The sequence below is a fragment of the Desulfogranum mediterraneum DSM 13871 genome, assembly GCF_000429965.1.
Lineage (GTDB): Bacteria > Desulfobacterota > Desulfobulbia > Desulfobulbales > Desulfobulbaceae > Desulfogranum > Desulfogranum mediterraneum.
The window spans coordinates 189195-210818 of sequence record NZ_KE387006.1; the positions used below are offsets into that span (position 1 = coordinate 189195).

The 21624-nt window shown below is 59.7% G+C and carries 20 protein-coding genes; 13 read left to right on the forward strand and 7 right to left on the reverse strand.

Translation table 11 applies throughout. The annotated features are described in order from the left end of the window. Nucleotides 1-6 precede the first annotated feature (6 nt). The 6 genes from G494_RS0119020 to G494_RS24535 all read left to right on the forward strand — a co-directional run bounded on the left by G494_RS0119020 (nt 7) and on the right by G494_RS24535 (nt 5648). Entirely contained in the window at nt 7-894 is an 888-nt protein-coding gene (locus G494_RS0119020; protein ID WP_028585787.1) for an ABC transporter permease, read from the forward strand. Next, a complete protein-coding gene (locus G494_RS0119025; RefSeq protein WP_028585788.1) occupies nt 891-1685 on the forward strand; it encodes an ABC transporter ATP-binding protein in 795 nt (264 codons plus the stop codon). The genes G494_RS0119020 and G494_RS0119025 overlap by 4 nt, the downstream gene beginning before the upstream one ends. 66 nt (nt 1686-1751) lie before the next feature. Beyond that, nucleotides 1752-2762: a hypothetical protein gene (locus G494_RS0119030; protein ID WP_028585789.1), complete on the forward strand. Its 1011-nt coding sequence runs from the start codon at nt 1752-1754 to the stop codon at nt 2760-2762. Nucleotides 2763-3229: 467 nt separating this feature from the next. Continuing rightward, nucleotides 3230-3610 carry a hypothetical protein gene (locus G494_RS0119035; protein WP_028585790.1) on the forward strand — a complete coding sequence of 127 codons (381 nt, stop codon included), beginning with the start codon at nt 3230-3232 and terminating at the stop codon, nt 3608-3610. A 168-nt stretch (nt 3611-3778) separates the two neighbouring features. Next, entirely contained in the window at nt 3779-4771 is a 993-nt protein-coding gene (locus G494_RS24530; protein ID WP_051305886.1) for an aldo/keto reductase, read from the forward strand. 1 nt (nt 4772) lies between these two features. Then, nucleotides 4773-5648, forward strand: coding sequence for an EFR1 family ferrodoxin (locus G494_RS24535; protein WP_161630022.1), 876 nt, complete (start codon nt 4773-4775; stop codon nt 5646-5648). Nucleotides 5649-5669: 21 nt separating this feature from the next. On the opposite strand, the gene G494_RS0119050 is transcribed toward G494_RS24535, so the two are convergent. Both G494_RS0119050 and lepB read right to left on the reverse strand, forming a co-directional pair. Further along, nucleotides 5670-6179 (reverse strand): hypothetical protein, encoded by a 510-nt coding sequence (locus tag G494_RS0119050; RefSeq protein WP_028585791.1) that lies wholly within the window; start codon nt 6177-6179, stop codon nt 5670-5672. Next, nucleotides 6176-6673 (reverse strand): signal peptidase I, encoded by a 498-nt coding sequence (gene lepB / locus G494_RS0119055; protein WP_035247579.1) that lies wholly within the window; start codon nt 6671-6673, stop codon nt 6176-6178. The genes G494_RS0119050 and lepB overlap by 4 nt, the downstream gene beginning before the upstream one ends. Before the next feature lie 244 nt (nt 6674-6917). Here lepB and G494_RS0119065 point away from each other — a divergent pair, with 244 nt between their 5' ends. Beyond that, nucleotides 6918-8306, forward strand: coding sequence for an ATP-binding cassette domain-containing protein (locus G494_RS0119065; protein WP_028585793.1), 1389 nt, complete (start codon nt 6918-6920; stop codon nt 8304-8306). Nucleotides 8307-8445: 139 nt separating this feature from the next. Here G494_RS0119065 and G494_RS24540 read toward each other — a convergent pair whose 3' ends face one another. After that, nucleotides 8446-10806, reverse strand: a complete 2361-nt coding sequence (locus G494_RS24540) for a hypothetical protein (protein WP_051305888.1) — start codon at nt 10804-10806, stop codon at nt 8446-8448. Between the two features lie 881 nt (nt 10807-11687). On the opposite strand from G494_RS24540, the gene G494_RS0119085 reads away from it, so the two are divergent. Continuing rightward, nucleotides 11688-12968, forward strand: coding sequence for a citrate synthase (locus G494_RS0119085; RefSeq protein ID WP_028585795.1), 1281 nt, complete (start codon nt 11688-11690; stop codon nt 12966-12968). 134 nt (nt 12969-13102) lie between these two features. Here G494_RS0119085 and G494_RS0119090 read toward each other — a convergent pair whose 3' ends face one another. Further along, entirely contained in the window at nt 13103-13912 is an 810-nt protein-coding gene (locus tag G494_RS0119090) for an SIR2 family NAD-dependent protein deacylase (protein WP_084457094.1), read from the reverse strand. Nucleotides 13913-13989: 77 nt separating this feature from the next. Beyond that, complete coding sequence (locus G494_RS0119095; protein ID WP_028585797.1) at nt 13990-14664, reverse strand: class I SAM-dependent methyltransferase; 675 nt, start codon at nt 14662-14664, stop codon at nt 13990-13992. A 442-nt stretch (nt 14665-15106) separates the two neighbouring features. Between G494_RS0119095 and G494_RS0119100 the strand changes: the two genes are divergently transcribed. Together G494_RS0119100 and G494_RS0119105 are read left to right on the forward strand one after the other, a co-directional pair. After that, the gene (locus G494_RS0119100) at nt 15107-15655 is read left to right on the forward strand and encodes a DUF2058 domain-containing protein (RefSeq protein ID WP_028585798.1); all 549 of its coding nucleotides are present in this window, start codon (nt 15107-15109) and stop codon (nt 15653-15655) included. 42 nt (nt 15656-15697) lie between these two features. Then, nucleotides 15698-15940 (forward strand): hypothetical protein, encoded by a 243-nt coding sequence (locus tag G494_RS0119105; protein ID WP_028585799.1) that lies wholly within the window; start codon nt 15698-15700, stop codon nt 15938-15940. A gap of 57 nt (nt 15941-15997) precedes the next feature. On the opposite strand, the gene G494_RS24545 is transcribed toward G494_RS0119105, so the two are convergent. Then, on the reverse strand, nt 15998-17599 hold the full coding sequence (locus tag G494_RS24545) for a DEAD/DEAH box helicase (protein WP_084457096.1): 1602 nt from the start codon (nt 17597-17599) through the stop codon (nt 15998-16000). 700 nt (nt 17600-18299) lie between these two features. Here G494_RS24545 and G494_RS0119115 point away from each other — a divergent pair. The 3 genes from G494_RS0119115 to G494_RS0119125 all read left to right on the forward strand — a co-directional run bounded on the left by G494_RS0119115 (nt 18300) and on the right by G494_RS0119125 (nt 20544). Beyond that, nucleotides 18300-19016, forward strand: a complete 717-nt coding sequence (locus tag G494_RS0119115) for an RluA family pseudouridine synthase (RefSeq protein ID WP_028585800.1) — start codon at nt 18300-18302, stop codon at nt 19014-19016. A 249-nt stretch (nt 19017-19265) separates the two neighbouring features. Next, complete coding sequence (locus G494_RS25835) at nt 19266-20177, forward strand: hypothetical protein (protein WP_153305959.1); 912 nt, start codon at nt 19266-19268, stop codon at nt 20175-20177. Nucleotides 20178-20214: 37 nt separating this feature from the next. After that, nucleotides 20215-20544 (forward strand): DMT family transporter, encoded by a 330-nt coding sequence (locus tag G494_RS0119125; RefSeq protein WP_028585801.1) that lies wholly within the window; start codon nt 20215-20217, stop codon nt 20542-20544. A 104-nt stretch (nt 20545-20648) separates the two neighbouring features. Here G494_RS0119125 and G494_RS24555 read toward each other — a convergent pair whose 3' ends face one another. Further along, nucleotides 20649-21590 carry a polyphosphate kinase 2 family protein gene (locus G494_RS24555; RefSeq protein ID WP_035247582.1) on the reverse strand — a complete coding sequence of 314 codons (942 nt, stop codon included), beginning with the start codon at nt 21588-21590 and terminating at the stop codon, nt 20649-20651. Between the last annotated feature and the right edge of the window lie 34 nt (nt 21591-21624).

The window sequence follows — 21624 nt, forward strand, 5'->3', positions numbered from 1 at the left end:
GCTTCTATGACCATCTACGCAGCCTTGGGTGCCGTGGAGCAGGGGCTGGTCTACGGGATCATGGTGATCGGGGTCTACCTGACCTTCCGTATCCTCGATTTTCCGGACCTGACCGTGGACGGCAGTCTGCCCCTGGGAGCGGCCATCTCGGCGGTGGCCATCACCCATGGGATCAACCCCTACCTCACCCTGCTCTTTGCCCTGGGCGGCGGCTTCTGTGCCGGGATGATAACCGCCATCCTCAACACCAAGTTCAAGATCCTCCACCTGCTGGCCTCGATCCTGACCATGATCGCCCTCTACTCCATCAACATCCGGATCATGGCTGGCCCCAACGTGGCCCTCTTGGGTACGCCCACGGTCTTTGATGCGGTCAGCGAGCTGGGGATCCCCATGCACCTCAGCGGTCTGCTGGTCTTCGGTTGTTTTGCCCTGCTGGTGACCGGTTTGATGATCTGGTTCCTGGGTACGGAACTGGGACAGGCCATCCTGGCCACCGGGGACAATCCCCAGATGATTACCAGCCTGGGGGTCAACACCCATACCATCATCATCTTTGGGGTGGGGCTCTCCAACGGTCTGGTGGCCCTCAGCGGCGCCCTGGTGGCGCAGAATCAGGGGGCCGCCGATGTGGGCATGGGGATAGGTACCATCGTTGCCGGCCTGGCCTCGGTGATCATCGGTGAAACCGTCTGCGGGGCCACCTCCATTGCCCGGGCCTTTATCGCCGCCCTGGCCGGCTCCATCCTCTACCGGCTGGCCATAGCCTTTGCCCTGGGAGTGGAGTGGGGGGGATTCAGTTTCAACCCCAGTGATCTCAACCTGATCACCGCCCTGCTGGTGATCGTTGCCCTGACCACCCCCAACCTGAAGCGGAGGTTGCTGCAGCGATGATCAGCCTGGACCACTGTCACAAGTACTTTCACCGGGGCAGCGTCAACGAGATCCATCCCCTCAACGACATCTGCCTCCAGATCAGGGAAGGTGACTTCATCACCGTGATCGGCTCCAACGGCGCCGGCAAATCCACCCTGCTCAACTGCATTGCCGGCTCCTTCTTCCCGGATAGCGGCAGGATCAGGATCAACTCCTGCGAGGTCACTGCCTGGCCCGAGTATAAACGGGCCAGATTCATCGCCCGGGTCTTCCAGGATCCCCTCTTGGGGACCTGCCCCTCGGCCACCATCGAGCAGAACCTGGCCCTGGCCCTCAAGCGGGGCAGGCGAAGGGGGCTGGGCCGTGGGGTGAAGAACCGGGACAGGGCGCTCTTCCGCGACAAGCTTCGGCACCTGGGCCTGGGCCTGGAGGATCGCCTCCTGGACAAGGTCGGCCTCCTCTCCGGTGGTCAGCGTCAGGCCCTGACCATGCTGATGGCCACCATGATCAGGCCCGAGGTCCTGCTCCTGGATGAACACATCGCGGCTCTGGATCCCAAGACCGCCAACCAGATCCTCACCCTGACCCGGGATATTATCCAGGAGCAGGGCTTGACCACCATGATGATCACCCACAACATGAATCACGCCATCGAATTCGGCAACCGCCTGATCATGCTCCACCAGGGGCGGGTGATCTACGATGTGGCTGGCCCGGAAAAATTGAGCCTGAGTGTGGACGATCTGCTCCATCGTTTTTATAGTGCCCAGGGAGAAGAGTTCTCCCTGGATTCCATGCTCCTGACCTGAGTCGGAACCCCTTCAGGGGATCCCCTGGGCTCGGAGCCAAGCTTCGAACTCTACAGAGGGGGGCGTATGTTGCGGCAACAGGGCGGTCGTGGAAAACCGGGCCAGGGCCTGTTTGGGCTGATCCTGCTGGCGACACTGCTCCTCTCCGGCTGCGCCCTCTCCACTCCCTCACCGGATGAGTATGCCGCCCGCTCTGCTCCAACCAGGGTCATCCCGGCCGACTTTTCCAGTCGCTCCCTCTCGCTGCAGCCGGTGTTCACCCTCCATGGCAGCGAAGAGGTCCACAACCGGATCGGAACGGTGGAGGCCTCTCGGGAGCAGGGGATGGTGGAGGTCCGGGTCAACCCCGAGCGGCCGACCCTCTATACCGCTGAAAAGGGTTTCACCACCACCAGGGGAGCGTACCGCAACCAGATCTACCGGCTCCACTTCAGCCGGACCCCCTTCAGCCTGATCCCCTTTCACCTCACCGCAGGCCGCCATCCCGGTCTGCTGGTGATCATCACCTCCAACCCGGCCGGCCGGCCCCTGCTGGTGACCACGGTCCACACCTGCGGCTGCTATGTGGCACAGACCCCCACGGCCTGGCTGGACCCGGCCTCCTATCCCGATAACTGGCCCCAGGAGTACCTCCCGGTCTATGGAGAGCGTCTGCCGGCCAGGCTGGAGCAGGCCCGGGCCGACCAGGCCCTGGAGATCGTCATCCGGCCGGAGATCCACCGGGTGATGGCGCTCAGGCTGGTCTCCAGGGAAAAGCTTATTGCGCTGCAGCCGATCCGGGCCGCGCTGCAGCCCCTGGCCGCCCTGCGGGCCTTGCCCCTGGGAGATGGTGAGTTCACCAGCTTCTATTACCGCAACTGGCCCCTGGGCGGGCATGTCAGGGGAGCGGTCAGGTGGTGGGAGATGCTGCTGCTCAGCCTTCCCAGTCTGGACCTGTTGGTGGGCATGGATAAGGACTTCGGCGACACCGCCCCCAGCAGCAACCCCTTCTACACCAGCCTCAAGCCGTGGAATCGCTCGGCCTCGGACCTCAACGATTTTCCAGGTTTTCTCCGTTTCATGGGCTGGAAACTATGAGGGGGCAGCGTCTCCCGTTCGGCCCCGGTTAGCCAGGGCAGCGTATCGATCTCTCAGGATAATCAGCAGAGGACGTTTCTGGAAAAGTGGCCGGTGCTGCTGGAGGAGGGCTTCTCTTTCCTGGCCGTCATCGTAAAAATGACCCTTAATAACCTCTGGTGACTATCCCAAGCCGGCTTGGGAGGAGCCTTTGGATCCCCTGCGAGCAGGATTGCGTTTTTTCTTAAGAAAAGAGCTCAGGCCGTGCTAGCATTGGAGTAGAGAGCTTGCCGAACCGTGAGTAACCAGGTACGAAGCCTGAAGGGTACCTTGAAAAATTAGATTTTTCGATCAAGGTGAAGGCGCGAGATAAATTTTACCGTAGTCATGTATTTGATATTGCTAGGATAAAATTTTGAAGGCAACGCCGAGATTGGAAGAAAAAGTTTTTTTTCAAGGTGGCCAGAAAGCCATTGTCGAGGAGCACCATGGAACTGTTCTATAATCAGGAAAAAAATTTTGTCAGGATCGTCTTGTCCGGGGCTATGAATGCGAATGCCCTGACCTATGCCTGCGATGCTGCCCTGGCTGACCCGGGCTATCGCCTGTGGCTGAACCGGATCTGGGATGTGCGGGCGGTAGACCTTACCGCAGTCTCCACCGCGGAGGTTCAGATGCTGAGCTCTTATCTCTATGACCGACCCGATGGCATTAACCTGGTCAAGGTGGCCCTGGTGGCTGAAGAACCGCTGACCTTCGGTCTGGCCAGGGTCTTTGCCACCCTCTCGGCCACCGCTTCGAGAAACGAGGTGATGCCCTTTCGTTCGCTGACCGAGGCCGAGACCTGGGTCTGCGCCGAAGAGGGGTGAGGCCCCCCTGGCAGGATTTTCAGCAAAATTTGGCAATCCCTCCGCCAGAACCACCTCCCTCTATTTTCATTTGACAGCTTCCTGTCCAGGTCGTACTACTGAGATCTGTCTGGTCGTGCCATGATCAGGCCAAAAACAAGAGAACCCGTTTCCCGAGAGGAGGTGGACATGAAATCGTATTCCCTGTCTGAAAACAGCAGCATCCCGGCCCTGGGACTCGGCACCTGGAAATCCGCCCAGGGCGAGGTCTGCCAGGCCGTGCGCACGGCCCTGGAGTTGGGCTATCGTCACATTGACTGTGCGCCGGCCTACGAGAATGAGGCTGAGATAGGGCGGGCTCTGGAAGAGGGACTTGGGGCAGGCCTCTGTACCCGGGAAGAGCTCTGGGTGACCTCCAAGCTGTGGAACAACGCCCATGGCGCCGACCGGGTGGGAGCGGCGCTCAAGGCCACCTTAAACGATCTGCGCCTGGACTATCTGGACCTCTATCTGATCCACTGGCCCGTGGTCTTTTCCCGGGGAGTTTTCTTCCCCCGCCGCGGGGAAGATCTTATAGCCCTGTCCGTTACCCCTATCCGTGAAACCTGGGCCGCCCTGGAGGCGTGCCGGCAGCAGGGGCTGGTCAGACATATCGGGGTATGTAACTTCAGTATCAAGAAACTGGAGGAGTTGGCCCAGACAGCGGTCACGGCTCCGGCGGTCAACCAGATCGAGCTTCATCCCCTGCTCCAGCAGCCCGGGATGCTGCGCTACTGTCGGGCCAAGGGCATTGTCCTCACCGCCTACTCTCCCCTGGGTTCCGGCGACCGGCCCGCAGGCCTGAAGAAGCCGGAGGAGCCCAGCCTGCTGGGTCACCCGGTGATCGGAGAGATTGCCCGCAAACATCAGGCCAGCCCTGCCCAGGTCCTGCTCAGCTGGGGAATGGCCAGGGAGACCGTGGTGATCCCCAAATCGGTCAATCCCCAACGGCTGAAGGAAAACCTGGCAGCCGCAGAACTGCTCCTGGACCAGGACGACCTGGCCCGGATAGGGGTGCTGGATCAACACCACCGGCTGGTGGACGGCTCCTTCTGGCAGGCCCCGGGATCGCCCTATACCCTGGCCAACCTCTGGGACGAGGAGTGGGACAGGCAGTGGCATGAGCAAAGGCGGGGGGACTGAGATGGAGCAGCTGCCGTCTGCCAGGGAGTCGACTCCGGCAAAGAGCAACCATGGGATCGTTTATTTTTCCGCAGCCGGTTCCACCCGCCAGCTGGCCCAGGCCATCGAACAACAGCTCATGGCCCTGGGCTGCCGGGTCTGGTCCGTGGATCTCAGCCAGGGGAGGGCCGCAGTCAAGAACAGGGGCAGGGCCGAAGGGGGCGAACCCTGCTGCCTCTGGGTCGGTTCTCCGGTCTACTGCGATCATGCCCTGCCCCTGGTGGAGGAGTGGCTTGGTCGTCTCTCTCCGGCCGAGAACAGCTGGGCTGTACCCTTTGTCACCTGGGGCGGAGTGTCCAGTGGGCTGGCCCTGCCGGAACTGGCCGGCGTGCTTCAGGAACAGGGCTATGGGGTGCTGGGGGCTGCCAAGATCCTGGCTGTTCACTCCTCCATGTGGGGGGCTGAACAGCCCCTGGCAGGGGAGCACCCGGACAGGGCGGACCAGGAGATGTTGGTTAGGCTGGTGAACGGGGTGGTGGACAAGCTGGACAAGGGCCATGGGGACACCCTTGACCTGTTCTGTCTGGACTATCTCTCTCCCCAGGGAAGTCAAGCTGCAGCCACGAAAAGCCTGGCTGCAGCCAAGGCAGCGCGGCCGCAGCCGGTGCCTGATCCGGCACTCTGCAGCGGCTGCGGTTTCTGTGGGGAGGTCTGTCCTGTCCAGGCCATTACCCTGGAAAACGGTCCCCAGATCGGCCCAGAGTGCATCCTCTGCATGCAGTGTGTCCGTTACTGTCCGGAACAGGCCTTCCCCTTTGATCACCTCGGAGTGGCCGCCTATATTCGGGAGCTGGCCGGCAACAGCGATGAGGCCAAGGAGAGCAGGATCTTCCTCTAGGGGAGAGGGGGATGGACGCCTTCAGCGTTCCAGGACGGTGTTGAAGCGGACGCTGTCGATCAGCCACTCCCCCTGCTCTTGGTTCAGGTGCAGCTGCAGCTCCTCGGCCAAGGGGGGCTGGTCGTCCCCTTCCAGGCCGGCGGCCACCAGGGTGGCCGCCACCGTGGCCTCTGGTTGGCTTTGCTGTCCCTGGTCAATAGTGATGCTGAGGTCGTAGAGTTCCACCCGCAGCTGACTGCTCTGTCTGCGGATCAGGAAGATCTGGTCAACGAGTTCTTTTCGGCTGTAGCTGCCTTGGAGCTGGTGATCTGCCAGTTCCAGGAGACAGGGATCGCTAAAGGCCTTACCGATCCTGGCTGCCCGTTGCAGGGCTTTCAGTGGTGGTTCCTGTTCCTCTTTGTTGGCCAGTTCAGAGAGCTGTGCCAGTTGGCGACGGATCAGGCGGCTGTCGTCTGTATGGAGGTAGAACCAGCTGCCAAGGCCAACCAGGAGCAGCGCCAGGGCCGCTATCCAGAGGGTGGACCGGTTCACCAGACCACCCTGCCCAGGACGCGGGAGGCACGTACCTGACCGAAGCGTTGCTGCTCCGGAGGTCCCTGCCGGTTGTCGCCAACCACGTAGAGGTGGCCGGGGGCGACGGTGCGCGCTGCCAGGGTCCAGTTTGAGGAGCTGGTTTGGTGGGGTTCGCTCAGCGGCTTGCCGTTGATCAACAGGCGGCCCCGTTCAAAGGCCACCTGCTCACCGGGTAGCCCCACCACCCGCTTGAGCAGGACCACCCGAGACCCTGCCATCCTGATCGGGACGATAGCAAAACGGCTGGGCAGTGAGGAGTGATAGGCCAGGGTCCAGTAAAAGTGGAGAGAGCCATCCCGGATGGTCGGCTCCATGCTCTTGCCCTGGATCTGGAGCGGGACCAACAGGTAGCGGAAGAACACCAGGGCGAACAGGGCCAGCCCCAGCAGGCGTAGTCGGCCGGATCGGGAGTTGCTTGGCAGGAGACGGTAGCGCTGGAGATATGCTCGCATGGACACTCAGTGGGTTGAAAGGCTCAGAGATGACTTCAGGCCAGCTTTAAAATTGTTTTTTTCCAACATCGACCTTGCGCTCAAGATTTTGTCCTCGGAATATCTCATATATTCTAATATATGGCTGCGGTAACATTCCTCGCGCGCCTTGACCTTGATCGAAAAATCGAATTTTTCAAGGTACTCTTCAAGTATAGTTTCTTACGGCACCTGATGCAAAATATATGAGCCCAGGAAGGATCCCATGATGACCATTAGCAAGCTCCAGACTCCGGAACTGAGCGTCCCGTACTTCAGTGCAGCCCCGGCAGAGAGCTGGTGCCTGGTCGGCTCCAACCACTCGGGCCTGGATAGTTTCTGTGATCTCTTGGCAGAGCAGGGCGCTGGCTGCAGCTTTGAGCGCTTTGAGCTGCCCGAGCGCATGGGTACGATCACCTTTGCCCGGCAGCAGGCCCTGTTTGAGGCAGAGCTTCGACGTGATGAGACCGATTTTATGGACCGGCTCGATCCCGGCACCCTGGTGCGTAGCTTTCTGAACGATCCGGAGCGCCACCGGGAGTTGATCGCGGCCTGCAAGATGGGCGGTTCCCTGGACAAGGGGTATCGACAGCTCAGTTCGGGCCAGGCCAGGAAGCTCTGTCTGCTGGCCGAGATCACTCGGGGGGTCGACTGCCTGGTGGTCCAGAACCCCTATGAGGGGATCGATCCTGCCAACTGCCGGGATCTGGATGCGATCTTTGCAGAACTGGTTGGCAGAGGTGTGACCGTGGTGATCACGGTGAACAACGGTGCAGATATCCCTGCCTGGTGCAGCCACCTGGGCGTGGTTCGGGAGGGGCTGCTTCAACCCCTGGGACCGGTGGAGCAGGCCCTGCCCCAGGCCAGAGCGCTCCTGGCCGAGGAGGGAACCGGGTTTTCTGTGGGGGTCCGGGAGATGGAGGCTGAGCGCCAGCAGCCTGGACAGGTGGTCACCCCGCTGCTGGTGAGGCTGGTCAAGGGTTTTGCCGGCTACGGTGAGCAGCAGGTCTTCTCCGGAGTCAACCTGACCATTGCCGAAGGGGAGCATACCCTGATCACCGGCCCCAACGGCTGCGGCAAGTCCACCCTGGTCCAGTTGATCACCGGTGATCATCCCCACTGTTATACGAATGACCTTCAGGTATTCGGTATCCAGCGGGGCAGCGGTGAGTCCATCTGGGAGCTGAAGCGCCAGATGGGTCTGGTCAGCCCGGATCTCCACCGTAATCATACCATCCCCGGTAACAGCCTCCAGGTTGTGGTTTCCGGATTGTTTGACTCCATCGGTCTCTATCAACAACCCAGTCCTGCTCAGTTGGAGTTGGCCCGCAGGTGGCTGGGACGCGTCGGTCTCAGCGACAAGGCCAGGCTGCCTTTCCGACGCCTGAGTTATGCAGAGCAGCGCTTGCTCTTGATTGGCCGGGCCCTGATCAAGGTCCCCCGGCTGCTCATCCTGGACGAACCCACCCAGGGGCTGGATCAGGGAACCAGGAAGGCTCTCTTGGATCTGCTGGCAGAGATCGCTGCCGAAGAACTCTGCACCCTGCTCTATGTCAGCCATCGCCAGGACGAGTATCGTCCCTTTTTCCGGCACCAGCTGGTCCTGGGCAGCTGAGGACGACAATCCGGCCCCGGTGACTCCCTGTTCAGGGGCTGCACGTTCTATCCGCCTCTAAGATTTGCCTCTAAGGCTGAAGGCCTGACAGCTGCATCCTGGGGAGTTGGCTTCCCTGGATGCAGCTCGAGCCTTGGCTTCAGGGCTTGAGTTCAGCCGGCTTGAGCCCCTGCTCGGCCATGAACCTGATCATCTTGTTCATGGCCTCCAGGTGGGCCTGGGGGGCGATGCTGCCCTTGGTGGCCACCTTCTCCCAGAGCTCGGTTTGGCTCATGTTCCGATGACAGCCCATGCAGGTCCCGGCCCGGAGAAAGTTGTCGAGCTCCTCTCTGTTAAAGGCCCTGGACATGGGCCAGTGGGTGCCCACCGTGGCCAGCTGGGTACCGTCCCGGGTGACGATCTGGGACCAGTCAAAGTTCAGCCTGGGGATGGCCGGGATCTGGACCGAGTAGCTGGCCGGGATGATCTTGCGGGTGGTGGCATCCATCAGGTCCACCACGATGCTCTCGGCCTGGTGCCGGCCAAAGCTGCCGCCGCCGATGCCCAACCCGGCTACCTTGGGACGGGTGTGGCAGGATTCGCAGCTGCGGGCCTTGCGCTGGGCCGTATGGGGCTGCACCGGTGCCATATCGATGGCCAGGGGTACGTGCTCCTGACCCAGCTGTCTGGCCTCGCCGGCATTGAGGGCGATCTCGTTGTTGAGCAGGGTTTCGCCCTGGTCGTTGATCACGGTGTAGGTCAACTGGCAGCCCGGCATCAGCGGGCTCACCCGTCCTTCTCCACCCACCCCCAGGACCGGATCTTCCCAGCGCAGGTAGGACCTGGTCTCGGAGATCTTGCCCGGTGAGGTGATGCCCCGGGCGCCGAGCCGCGATTCCGCGGTCTGACCGTTTTTCTGCTGGGCACTTCCCGAGGCCACCCAGTCGGTCCCGGCAGCAGCCTTGCCGTAGTTGACCTGGACATGGCAGCCGTAGCACTGGGGCGCCCAGGAGGCGTGGCAGGAGTAGCATTCCAGCCTGGTCATGTGTTTGGCCACCGCGTACATGGCCACCTCCGCCGAAGGATCCTTCCACCGTTTCTCCAACTGGAGGGTCTTTAAGAGCGGTACCTGGAAATCACTGCCCGTGGCCGAGTGGACAATCACCTGTTTCCCCCGGCGGACCACGTTGCCAAAGGGATTGCCCCGGGAGGTGAGAATAAAACCATCCTCCGGTTCGTAGGGGTAGCCGAACTGTCTCCCCGGTACCAGCCGTTTGCCGGCCACCCCGCGTCCCTCCCTGGCCAGCTCCTTGCCGAACTCATCGCCGTAGCCCACGGGCAGCTCCCAGGGGTAGCGGTCGCTGAGGCCGTGGCAGTCGGAACACTCGATCTCCACCTGGGCCAGGGTGGTGCCGTGGATGTTGCCGTCGCCGTGCATGTCGATGGAGGTATGGCAGTCCTGGCAGAGCAGGCCGCCTGAGGGGTTGCCCTCGCGGCTGGCCTGCTGGTGATGGAGGTCATCGGAGATGAAGAGATAGTTCTTGGTGTGGAGCTTGGGCTGTTTTCGGCCCTTCCCGTTGTAGGGCGAGCCATAGGGAAACTCCATCAAGCCCTGAAAGGAGACCCCGATCCGTTTCCCGCGGTTATGGCAGGAGCTGCAGGCCTCCACCGGGATACCGCCGGTCTTGCGGGTGGCCACGATCCGGTGGCTGAGCATGTGGCCGGGGGTCTCCTTGGAGATGGTCTGGTCATCCCCCATGTACAAACCGTCGGTAGCGTAGAGGACGTGGCAGGCGGAACAGCCCATGCCCCTGAAGTCACCGCGCCTCTCCCGGCCGCGGACCCCGATGTGACAGCGCTGGCAGTCATGGCGCTGGTAGGTGATGCCGGCCTTCTTGGGGTCGGTGTTGATCTCATCCATGGTGACCCGGGGGAGCTGGGCAAGGGAGCTGGGATACTGCTTGGGATAGAGGGCGATCTGATTGAGCATGTACTCCCTGTAGACCGGGGTGCCGGAGAGGGGCGTCTGGGAATCGATATCCTCGCTGGCGTAGTTGCCCCAGGGTACCTGGTGGTCCTGGACCTCGCTGAAGCCCCAGGTGGCCAGGTTGCCCTGGATCTTGCCTGCCTCGGTGTTCATCAATCCCAGCCTGGAACGGTAGACATAGCCGGGATGACAGCTGCCGCAGGAGTTATCTGCGATCCAGATGGATCCGGGATCCGGGTAGTAGTCCTTGGGGCCAGGGGCGATCCGCAGGGTGGGGGGCACCCCCTGGTGGGCCTCCTCCCTGGTGGCGGCCTTGGGGTTGCCGCCGTGGCACATCACGCAACCATCCGGGTCGCCGTGCTGGGAGCCGTTCATCTTGATGGTCCGCATCATCTTGTGGTCAGCCGGCTTGATATCGGCGATCCCCTGGTGGCAGGCCCGGGTTGAGCAGCCGCCAGCCCCATGGGCGGCAGCCGAAGCTGTCAGGCAGAGGCCGATGGTCAACGGCAGGATCTTCCTCTGTTGTCTCTCCATAGTTCCCTCCTTGTGACATCTCATAGGGTTCCCTGGCTGCGGGGTGCGCTCATCAGGTCAGCTTGAACAATTTGATTTTTTAAGGTAGTCATCACTACTCAGGGCTTGAAGGTCCCGGTTTATCTCCTGCTGAGCTCTGCTGTTCACCGTTGAGGTGGAGCGGGCTTGGCCCAGCTGCTCGTTCCGGTTGACGATGGGAATGGCCGCCTTGAGCAGGACCGTATAGAGCAGCAGGGCGGCCAGGAGATGTTGATCAAGAGGCTGACAGTGATGATCATCCGGATGCGCTGGATCTTTCCTCGAAGTCGATGGCGCCGCTGCTCTTGAGAAACCTGAAGACCGGGATCATGAAGGCCGGCCCGGCGGCAAAGGCCGAAACCAGAAAGCGGGGGGCGATCAGGCCGGATTTTCAGAAGGGGCGCCCGATATGTACTAAAGCGGAAGAATACCCATCTTTCAAGGGCTCATCTCCGCCATGTCCCGACTCTGAGCTGCAGCTGGAGCGAGTGACGCTCAAGCCGGCAGGGGGGCGCAGTAAAGAAGAGCAGAGGCATCGTGGCTTGAGGGGGAAGATCCCATTGCGGTTTGTCGCCGGTTTGTTTTTTCTTCTGAGAAACCTCTTTGATTTTAAAAGGTAAACGGGCTTGACCTTGACTCCATTTTATGGTGGCAGGATCAATGTCCGGGGTTATAGTTAGAGGGAAACGATGATCAGGGCTCCTGTGCAGAGTTGTGATTCAGGTCAAGATGCCTCGCCATAGTACGCTTGCAGAAGATTGAGGCACCCTTGAGTAAATCGTCGCCGGAAGCTTGAGTTTTTCCGGCCTTAATCATGTTTACGGCTGCTCTGAAGGTGGAGAGCGTGGAAAAGAGGAGATGTTTTGGACGAATTCGTAACCCTGATATATGACGGCAAAGAGATACAACTTCCCATGGTTACCGGAAGCGAAGGAGAAAAGGCGATTGATATCTCCAGGCTGAGGGCCGAGACCGGATTCATTACCCTTGACCCCGGCTACGCCAACACCGGCAGCTGTCTGAGCGGCATCACCTTCATGGATGGAGAAAAGGGCATCCTTCGCTACCGGGGTATCCCCGTAGAACAGCTGGCTACCAAGTCTTCGTTCAAGGAGACCGCCTACCTGCTCATAAACGGCAGACTTCCCAACAGGGATGAACTGACCAGGTTTTCGGTGATGCTCAACGACAACAGCCTGGTTCATACCGATTTAAAGGGCTTTTATCAGAATTTCCCCAGAGCCTCCCACCCCATGGGTATCCTTTCCTCCATGGTCAACGCCCTGAAGAGCTTTTACCCGGAACTTGATACCCTGGAGGAGGAGATCAACATAACCATGACCCGCCTGTTGGCCAAGGTGCGCACCATGGCTGCCATGTCGTATAAAATTTCCAGGGGGCACGAGATAGTCTTACCCAGACCGGAACTGACCTACTGCGAAAATTTTCTCAACATGATGTTTGACACCCCGGTAACCCCCTACGAGATCAAGCGGGAGGTGGTTAATGCCCTGAGGGTGTTCTGGATCCTCCATGCCGACCACGAGCAGAACTGTTCGACCTCCTCGGTGCGCATGGTAGGCAGCGCCAGGGTGAACCTCTATGCCGCCATCTCCTCGGGCATAGCAGCCCTTTGGGGGCCGCTGCATGGAGGGGCCAACCAGGCGGTTATTGAAATGCTCACCAAAATTCAGGAAGAGGGCGGTGATTGCGCAAAAATTGTCCAGCGGGCCAAAGACAGGAATGATCCCTTTCGGCTTATGGGATTCGGTCACCGGGTCTATAAAACCTATGACCCACGGGCAAAGATTATGAAGAAGATGTGCGATGAGCTGCTGGAGTCGATGCAGATCACCGATCCACTCCTGGATACGGCACGGGAGCTGGAGGAGATTGCCTTAAAAGATCCCTATTTTATCGATCACCATCTCTATCCCAACATAGATTTTTACAGTGGGATTGTTTTAAGGGCCATTGGTATCCCCACCAACATGTTTACCGTGATGTTTGCCCTGGGCCGACTTCCCGGCTGGATAGCCCAGTGGAAGGAGAGCACCGATGACCCCAAATGGAAGATCAGTCGCCCTCGCCAGATCTATACAGGGAATCAGGAGTATGATTATGTTCCCCTGCACGCCCGTTAGCAGCGTCCTGTCCCTAAAAAGGAGGTACCAGCGAACCCACTATACAAGAGGGTGGGGAGCTACGTTTCGGGGGAGCCTCCCCGCTGCCCATGCCTCGGGCAGATCCGGATAGAGACAAAAGAATAAAGACACCCTCAAGGGTTCAGCCGGAGCACGGTTTTGACAAAGAGGGGCAGGGTCGCGCTCAGATCTCCCTGGAAATAATAGTCGCCTTTCCCCTGATCGTGGCTGCCGGCAGGTTCAAGTGAAGGGGGGTCCTGGTTGAAGCTGTAGATCCGTCCCTGGTTACGGCGCACCTCCCCGGGCAGGCCGGCTGCAGGATAGACCTGGGCAGAGGTACCCAGGACCAGCAGCAGGTCGCAGTCGGCAATAAGCGCATCAATCTCCTCGATTTTCCTCACGGCCTCGCCAAAGAGCACTACCTTGGGCTTGAGGGGAAACCCGCATCGGCAGCAGAGCGGAACCCGGCTTTGGCGGTAATGCTCCTTGCGCACCGCTTCCTGGTGACCGCAGTGGAGGCAGGCAAGATGCTGATGATCTCCATGTATCTCCAGAACCCTCCTGTTTCCTGCCTGCTGGTGCAGGTTGTCGACGTTCTGGGTGACAACTCCCTGGAGCAGACCTGTTTCTTCCAGCTGCGCCAGGGCTCGGTGGGCCGGGTTGGGCTGTTTGCCGAGCAGGACCTTGCCCAGGGCGCGGAAGAGCTCCCAGGCCTTGGCTGGATTGGTGAGAAAGACCTCGAGGGTGGCGTATTCCTCTGGTGGAAAAACACTCCACAGACCGCCCTTGCTCCTGAAATCAGGGATGCCGCTGCCAACGGAAATTCCTGCCCCGCTGAGCGCCACCCGTTTCTCTGCGGCCCGGAAGCCTTGGGCAGCTGCCAGCAGCTGCTCCCTATCCTGATCTCCTCGAATGAGCTGCATCGCCTTCACCGCCTTCATCATCTTTCTCCATCATCTTCAAAGGGAGTGGCCTGGTGCACGGGGGCTGGCTCTGTTGGCCTGCCCCCTGAGCGTTTGCCTCAGGCCTTGGTCCATTGGATTGCCAGAAAGGCACCCTGTTCCGACCGGTGCATCCTGCCTCTCTGTTCAAGTTCCGGGATGGTTGCCAGAGGAGCATCCTTCTGAAAGTGAATGGCGCTTCTGATGACACTCTTTTCCTTCACGATCGCACGCAGCTCCTCCGGGGAGCGGAAAAAGATATTTTGAAATAAGCCATGGCCCTGTTCAGCCTTCCGGCGCCGCTGTTCAGCCCAGGGGCTGAGGCTGTTGAGGGTGGTGACCACCACGGTGCCGCCCCTGCGGGTAACCCGCTCCAGTTCGGCCGTTACCCGGGCGGCGTCCGCCACAAACTCGATGGCGGTCATGGAGAAGACCCTGTCAAAGCTGTCGTCTGCAAAGGGGAGAGCGGTCATGTCCCCGCAGAGGCCGCTGAACGGGCAGCCGGCGGTGCGGGCAATTGCCCTCTGGAGCATGGGGAGAGAGAGGTCGATGCCGGTCACCGCAGCCCCTGATTCCAGGACATCCTGGGTGAAGATGCCGCTGCCGCAGCCCACATCGAGGATCTGTTCATTGGGAAGCGGTTGGAGCAGCTCCAGGAGGAGCGCAGCCTCATATTTCTTGATGAGCCGGCCGGCCGGGGTGGTGAACCAACGGTCATAGCGCTCAGTCCAGCTGTCAAAGAGTGCGGAGGGCATTGTATCAGACTCCCTTGTGCTGCTCTCCCAGGCGTATCCCCAGGTTTTTTTAGGTTGAGAGAGCTCTAACAGTACAAACCTGCTGCAACTGTACAATGAATGGTGGCCGTGGGCAAGGAGCCGGGTGTTCTGTCCCTTGAGTTGAAGATCCAAAGGCCGGAGGAGGGTCACGTCTCTCTGGAAGCCTGGTTGGGAAGGAACCATTGTCTGCTCCGGGGAGAACCATTGCCAAGGTGGGGAGAACGGGCTAGTATGAGCCCTGTTTACTCCCGGAGCCATTCAGCCTCCCTGGGGGCCATGGTTGGCAGCACGGCGCTCTCACCAGCCTCTCAACATCTGTCTGTACCGGCAGCTGGGATAAAACGAGGTAAGGGCAATATGATGAGAGGGGGATCTTGGAAAAATCAACGATTCAAGCCCCTAGATTGAAGAGGGAACCCAGATGGGCAGTTCACTGTTGGATCAGCTGAAAAAAACCGGGCTGGTCGATGAGAAGAAGGCCAGACAGGCGAAGCAGGAAAAGCATAAGCAGACCAAGAAAAAGAAGGGCAAGCGAGGGGGCAAACCCGATGTGAGCAAGCTCAAGGCCCAGGCAGCCCTGGCCCGGAAGGCGGCCCGGGATCGGGCCCTGAATGAGGAGAAGAAGGCTGCAGCCGAAGAGAAGGCCGTGCTGGCTCAGGTCCGCCAGATGGTCAGCCAAAACCTGGTCAAGAAGGGGGAGGGTGACATCGGCTTTAACTTTACCCACGGCACCCGGGTGGAGCGGATCTATGTGAAGCGTGCAATCCAGGAGCAGCTGGTCCAGGGGAGGCTGGCCATCGTCATGGTCGACGGCCGCTACGAACTGGTAGCACCGGAGGTGGCGGAGAAGATCCGCCAGCGGCACCCGGCCAGTGTCATCTTTCAAGGCAGTGGGCCGGCCCGGGAGGCAGAGCCCGAGGAAGATGACCCCTATGCCGAATTCCAGGTGCCCGACGACCTGATGTGGTAATGTCCGGCCCCCTGGTGTGGATGAATCCATGAGGAAGTGTTTATGAGCCCTTCTCGATGGCCCGGGAGGCAGCGATCTCTGCAGGGGCGAATCCTCTGGCTGCTGTCTTCCCTGCTCTGTGCAGCCGGTCTGTTTGGCTGTGGGGTCAAGGTTGACTGCAGCGACCCTTCCCAGATGTTGTCCTCGGATCGGGAGCTGCGCGCAAGCTGGCTGAGGCAGTGTCGGGAGTTGAACCGCCGGATCAAGGTCAACGGGGTGGTGCAGCCGCCGTCTCCCTCCCCCTAGTCGTACCATGCTGAGCCCTCTTTCCAGGGCCCAGCATGGTCACCTTCAGCTATCCGGCTACTCTGTACCAGAGGAAGATCCCGGTCGGCTGCCTCCGCCACCGGGTTTTCTCCGCCGTCTGCGCCGTGGCGCCCTCTTCTTGTCCCTGTCCTGCTGATTACCCTGCTGTCGACTCTGCTGTTTGGGCTTGGACTTGCGCTTGGGCGGGGGCGGGGTCAACAGCTCCTCTTCCGGCACCACGCAGTCCAGTTTCTTTTCGATGTACTCCTCGATCTCCGGCAGGTAAAAGGCATCCTCTTCGCAGGCAAAGCTGATGGAGGTGCCCAGGGCGCCGGCTCGGCCGGTTCGTCCGATCCGGTGGACATAGTTTTCCGGTTCATAGGGCAGGGTGAAGTTGACCACATGGCTGATCCCCTCGATATGAATACCCCTGGCCGCCACATCGGTGGCAATCAGCACCTTGACCTTACCGGAACGGAATCCCTCCAGCCGCTGGACCCGTTTGTTCTGGGGCACATCGCCGGAGAGCAGGCTGCAGCGGATGTTGTGGTCCTGGAGATTCTGGCTCAGGGTCCTGGCCTCATGTTTCTGGTTGGTAAAGACAATGATCCGTTGGTCGGGCTTACTGCTGATCAGGTTGTAGAGCACCGTATACTTTTCGTCGGTGGTTACCAGGTAGACGATCTGCTCCACGGTCTCTACGGCCAGCTGCTCCGAAGGGATATCGATGAATTCCGGTTTGCGGCACCACTGAAAGGCCAGCCGCTTGACATCTTCGGTGATGGTGGCGGAGAAGAGCATGGTCTGTCGTTGCTCCTTGTCCCGGATTCGGCCGATGATCCGCCGGACATCGGGGATGAAGCCCATGTCCAGCATCCGGTCAGCCTCGTCGATGACCATGATCTCGCAGCGGTCCAGCTTGATCACCTTCTTGCTGACAAAGTCCAGCAATCGGCCCGGGGTGGCCACGATGATATCACTCTTGCCCTCTCGGGCCTCGTCCAGTTGTTTCTGATAATCCACTCCTCCATAGACCGCCAGGATGTTCAGGGGGGTGTACTTGGCCAGCTTGCGGCCGTCCTTGGCGATCTGGATGACCAGCTCCCTGGTCGGGGCGATCACCAAGGCTCGCGGTTTGAAGGGGGGCGCCGGCGGGGTCTCTTTTTCCTGGGCAAGCAGGCGGGTCAGGATGGTGATCAGGAAGACCGCGCTCTTGCCTGTGCCGGTATTGGCCTTGCCCACCATATCCTGCCCCTTAAGGGTGGTGGGCAGGGATTTTTCCTGGATCGGGGTGCAGTATTGAAACTCCAGGTCGGCAATGGCATGCATGATCCGCTTGGGCAGGGTAAAGTCATGGAATCGGCTTTTCCCGGGTACCGGGGTGACCTCAAAGCTGGCCGGATCCCAGGCCGCGGCCTGGGGCTTCTTCTTACGGGAGGGTTGACGAAACTTGGCGGGCCGCTCGGCCGGGGCAGCGGTTTCTTCCGCTGCTGCAGCCGGGACCGCTGGGGAGGACGCAGCCTTTGCTGTCGCCTGCTCGGCTGCACTCTTCAGGGGTTGTTCCGCGCTGCTGCGGGTTTTCTTGGCTGTTTTGCCCGTTGCTGAGCGGGTCAGACTTTTCAGCTGCTTGTTGGCCAGGGAAAGGATTTTTTTAATCATAGATTTTTTGGCTAGAAAGGTGTGTGGGTTGATCCGTTATTCAGGGTGCGGCTCAGGGAGCCCTTTTCCAGGAAACCGGGGTGGGGTGCATCGGGCAGGTGAACGGTGCGCCTCTGTTGCAGTACTCATCGCAGGGCACCAGCGGGGCCCTTTCCGGAGAGGCGGACTCCAGGGGATTCTCCACCCCTGTTCGTTGTCGATGGCTGTTGACGTCGAAAGCGACCGCTCAAGAGAAGGGGGGACCAGATGCGCAGGCCTGGGAAAACACCTTTGGATTCGAAGGAATATGTGGCTGTCGCACCTCCAGGATGATACATGTACCTACCATGTACGATGAATAGTGCAACCATTATGACTCCCAGAAGGCCGATTGTTCGGTTTTTCCCGGCTGTTTTCTTGTCTTAAGGGTAGGTTGAAAAGTTCAAGTTTTCGATCAAGATCAAGGCATGGGGAAAATTTGAGCGCAGGCATCTAAACGATCTTCCGAGGATACAATGCTCCCCATTAGGCAGGGCCTGGAAGGAAAGGCAATTTTTCAAGGGAGCCTCAAGGGGGATTTGCCCCTGGTATCTCCGGCAAATTCAGGGTAAGAGGGGGGCCCTGCAAGGGCGGGATCGATGCAGGGCGAGGAGACGCCGGGGGGGCAGACCAGTGTCTGGCTGCCGCCCTGGCAGAACAGCAGGCAATACGAGGAAAGGTGATGAAAAAGAGTTCCGGAAAACGAACCAGGTTCCTGCCCAAGGGCTTGGAGATCCTCCATGAAGATCGCGATGTCCTGGTCGTGGAGAAGCCTGCAGGCATGCTCACCGTGGCTACGGAGAGCGATAGGGTCAATACGGTCTACTATGCCCTGAGTGACTATGTACGCAAGGGGACCGCCAAGTCCAAGAACCGGATCTATGTGATCCATCGGCTTGATCGGGAGACCTCCGGGCTGCTGGTCTTTGCCAAAAACGAGCAGGCCAGGGAACAGCTGCGCCAACAGTGGCCGACCATGAATAAGACCTTTCTGGCCGTGGTCCACGGCACCCCCAAGCATACAGAGGGGGAGATCAGCTCCTACCTGGCAGAGAACAGGGCCTACAAGGTCTACTCCACCCGGGATAAGACCAAGGGCAAGTGGGCCGAGACCAGTTATCGTCTGCTCAAGCAGAGCCCGGAGTTTGCCCTCCTGGAACTGAGCGTGACCGTGCTCCGCAAACACCAGCTCAGGGTTCATCTGGCCGAGGCCGGTCATCCTGTGGTCGGCGACCGTAAGTACGGCCGGGAGGGAAAACGGTTCAAGCGCCTGGCTCTGCACTGCCAGCAGCTCTCTTTTATCCACCCTTACAGCGGCGAAAAGTGTACCTTTAGCACCCGGCGTCCCGCCAGACTGACCAAGCTGGTGGACGGCTACCGACCTGACCGCCCGGAATAGGGCCGGTGCAGGGTGCGCTCCAGCCGACAGCCATCCTCCCCTGCACAGGCTCAGGATGGAGTTCGGCGCTTGCTCCCCTGGACCGGTCGGCTGGCCGTGGACCTGCAATAAAGATAATGAGGAGCTTGGTTCCCTGCTCACGGGAGGGTATGCTGGTAGGGTCGGTGGGTGTTGTTGTCAGGTTGCTAGGTGTGCAGTTTTCCCGGGGGTCCCGTTCCTATGGCGATTGATCTGAAAACCGTGTTCTTCATGAACATGTTGATTTCGGCCTTGTTTTGTATAGCCTATGGCCTCTACTACCAGGGGCAGAGGACCTATCCCGGTTTTCTCCTCTGGCTTGCTGCCACCTTTGCCGCTGGCTGGGCTCATTTCTTCCTGCTCTCCAGGGGCGTTCTTCCCACCTGGTTGAGTATTGGTGCCACCAACGGGTTCTTTGTCCTTTCCGCACTGTTGCGGGTCGATGCCACCTCTCGTTTTCTCTGTTACAGGAAGCTGCCCCCGCTCCTCTATCTGCTCCCGCTGGCCGTGGTCCTGGCCTGTCTCTACTTCTATCTGGCCCTCGACCAGATCGCTATCCGCAACTTCATCACCGTCAGTCTGCTTTTTTTGGCCATGCTGGTTATTGCCTCGCTCTTTGTGCTGCACTCACCCAGGACCAATCGTTTGCTCTATTATTCTGCAGCCCTATTTATGCTCTTTTGGGCGGCTGTGATCTTCTTCAGGGCCGTATGCTGGCTCTTTTTTCCGGAGATGGAACTCTTTGGCGGTGTCATCTGGCAGGTGGTGCCGGCGGTGGCCACCATCCTGGGTGATGCCGGTTTCGGGGTGCTCTTCCTGTTGATGAACAACCAGCGGGCAGAGCAGGAGCTGAGCCAGGCCAATCTGGCCAAGGAGGCGTTGATCCTTGAACTCCAGGAGGCCCTGAACAGTCTGAGCACCCTGGAGGGGATCATCCCTATCTGCTCCCACTGCAAGAGTGTCAGGGATGATCAGGGGGCCTGGAAGCAGCTGGAGGCCTATGTCGCTAGCCATGCAGATGTCCAGTTCTCCCACGGGATCTGTGAACAGTGTGCCGAGAAACTGTATCAGCATGAGTCCTGGTACGAGGAGTTCAGGCGGGAGCAACAGGCGGTTCGTCCAGAAACCGTGGGACAGGGCTGAACATCATGGTGGTGCATAGCCATCAGGAGGAGAAGGAATGACATACCTTTATCTGGCAGTGGCCATCGTTGCCGAGGTCGTTGCCACCAGCGCACTCAAGGCCTCGGAGGAGTTTACCCGGCTGTGGCCCACTCTTGTGGTCGTGGTGGGCTATGCCCTCTCCTTTTACTGTCTGACCCTGGTGCTGCGCACCCTGCCCATTGGCCTGACCTATGCCGTCTGGTCCGGCCTGGGGATTGTCCTCTTGAGCATCAGCGGGATCGTCCTCTATCGGGAACTGCCTGACCTGCCGGCCATCCTGGGCATGGGCTTGATCGTGATCGGGGTGGTGATCATCAAGGTCTTTTCCCGGACAGTCCCCGGCTGATCGCTCAGCCTCGGAAGTGGGCGCTGAGCTCTCTTGCCTGGGCCCCGCCAAACACCAGGAGTCCGGAGTTTCCCCTGCCCCTGGTCCAGATCCTGACCTTCAGCCTAACCAAGGGGTTTGCCATACTTCTTTGCCTGCCGCTTCATCCGGGCAAGCTCCAGGTCACCGGGTACCACGATCTCCCTGTCCGGGCTGTAGTCCAGGCTCCGCCTGCGCCCCCGGTATTTGACCGAGCTCAAGATCAGCTTCATGGTTTCAAGCCTGGCGCGATGCTTGTCATCGGACTTGATGATCAACCAGGGAGACTCCTTGGTATGAGTCTTTTGAAGCATGACCTGTTTTTTGTGGGTGAACTCATCCCAGAGCTCCTGGGCCTGTAAATCCACCTCAGACAACTTCCACTGTCGCAGGGGATCATTGCGCCTGCGTTCAAAACGTCTTGCCTGTTCCTCCTTGGACACGGAAAAGTAGAGCTTGAGCAGGGTCGTTCGTCCTGCATCCAGGATGAAGTTGTTTTCATAGAGGGTGACCTTCTTGAGAAAGCGTGCGTACTGCTCGCTGGTGCAAAAGGCCATCACCGGTTCCACCATGGCCCGGTTGTACCAGGAGCGGTCAAAGAGGACGATTTCCCCGGCCCGGGGAAACTGTTCTATATAGCGCTTCATGTGCAGCTCGGTCTGCTGCACCGGGTTGGGTTTGCCCAGGGCCACCACCCGGTAATGTTTTTCATTCATGTAGCGGGTGACCCTCCGGATGGTGCCGCCCTTGCCCGAGGCGTCCCTGCCGTCAAAGAGGATGATCATCTTTTTACCGGTGCGTTCCAGGTGGGCCTGCATCTTGATCAACTCTGCCTGGTAGGGCTTGAGCTCCTCTGATTTGAAATACTTGACCAGGGAAGAGCGGATGATCTCTCTTTTGTGTCGCTCCTGGAGAATCGAGTAGAGGTGATTGTGGTAATAGCTGTCTGTGTCCGGGTCACCTGAGGGGGTATCCAATCCCTTTAAGATGTCTTTTAGGGTGTCGCTGCTTTTTTGGCTGGGTTTCATGGCGATACAGAAGGGGTGTTTAGCCCTGTAGGAG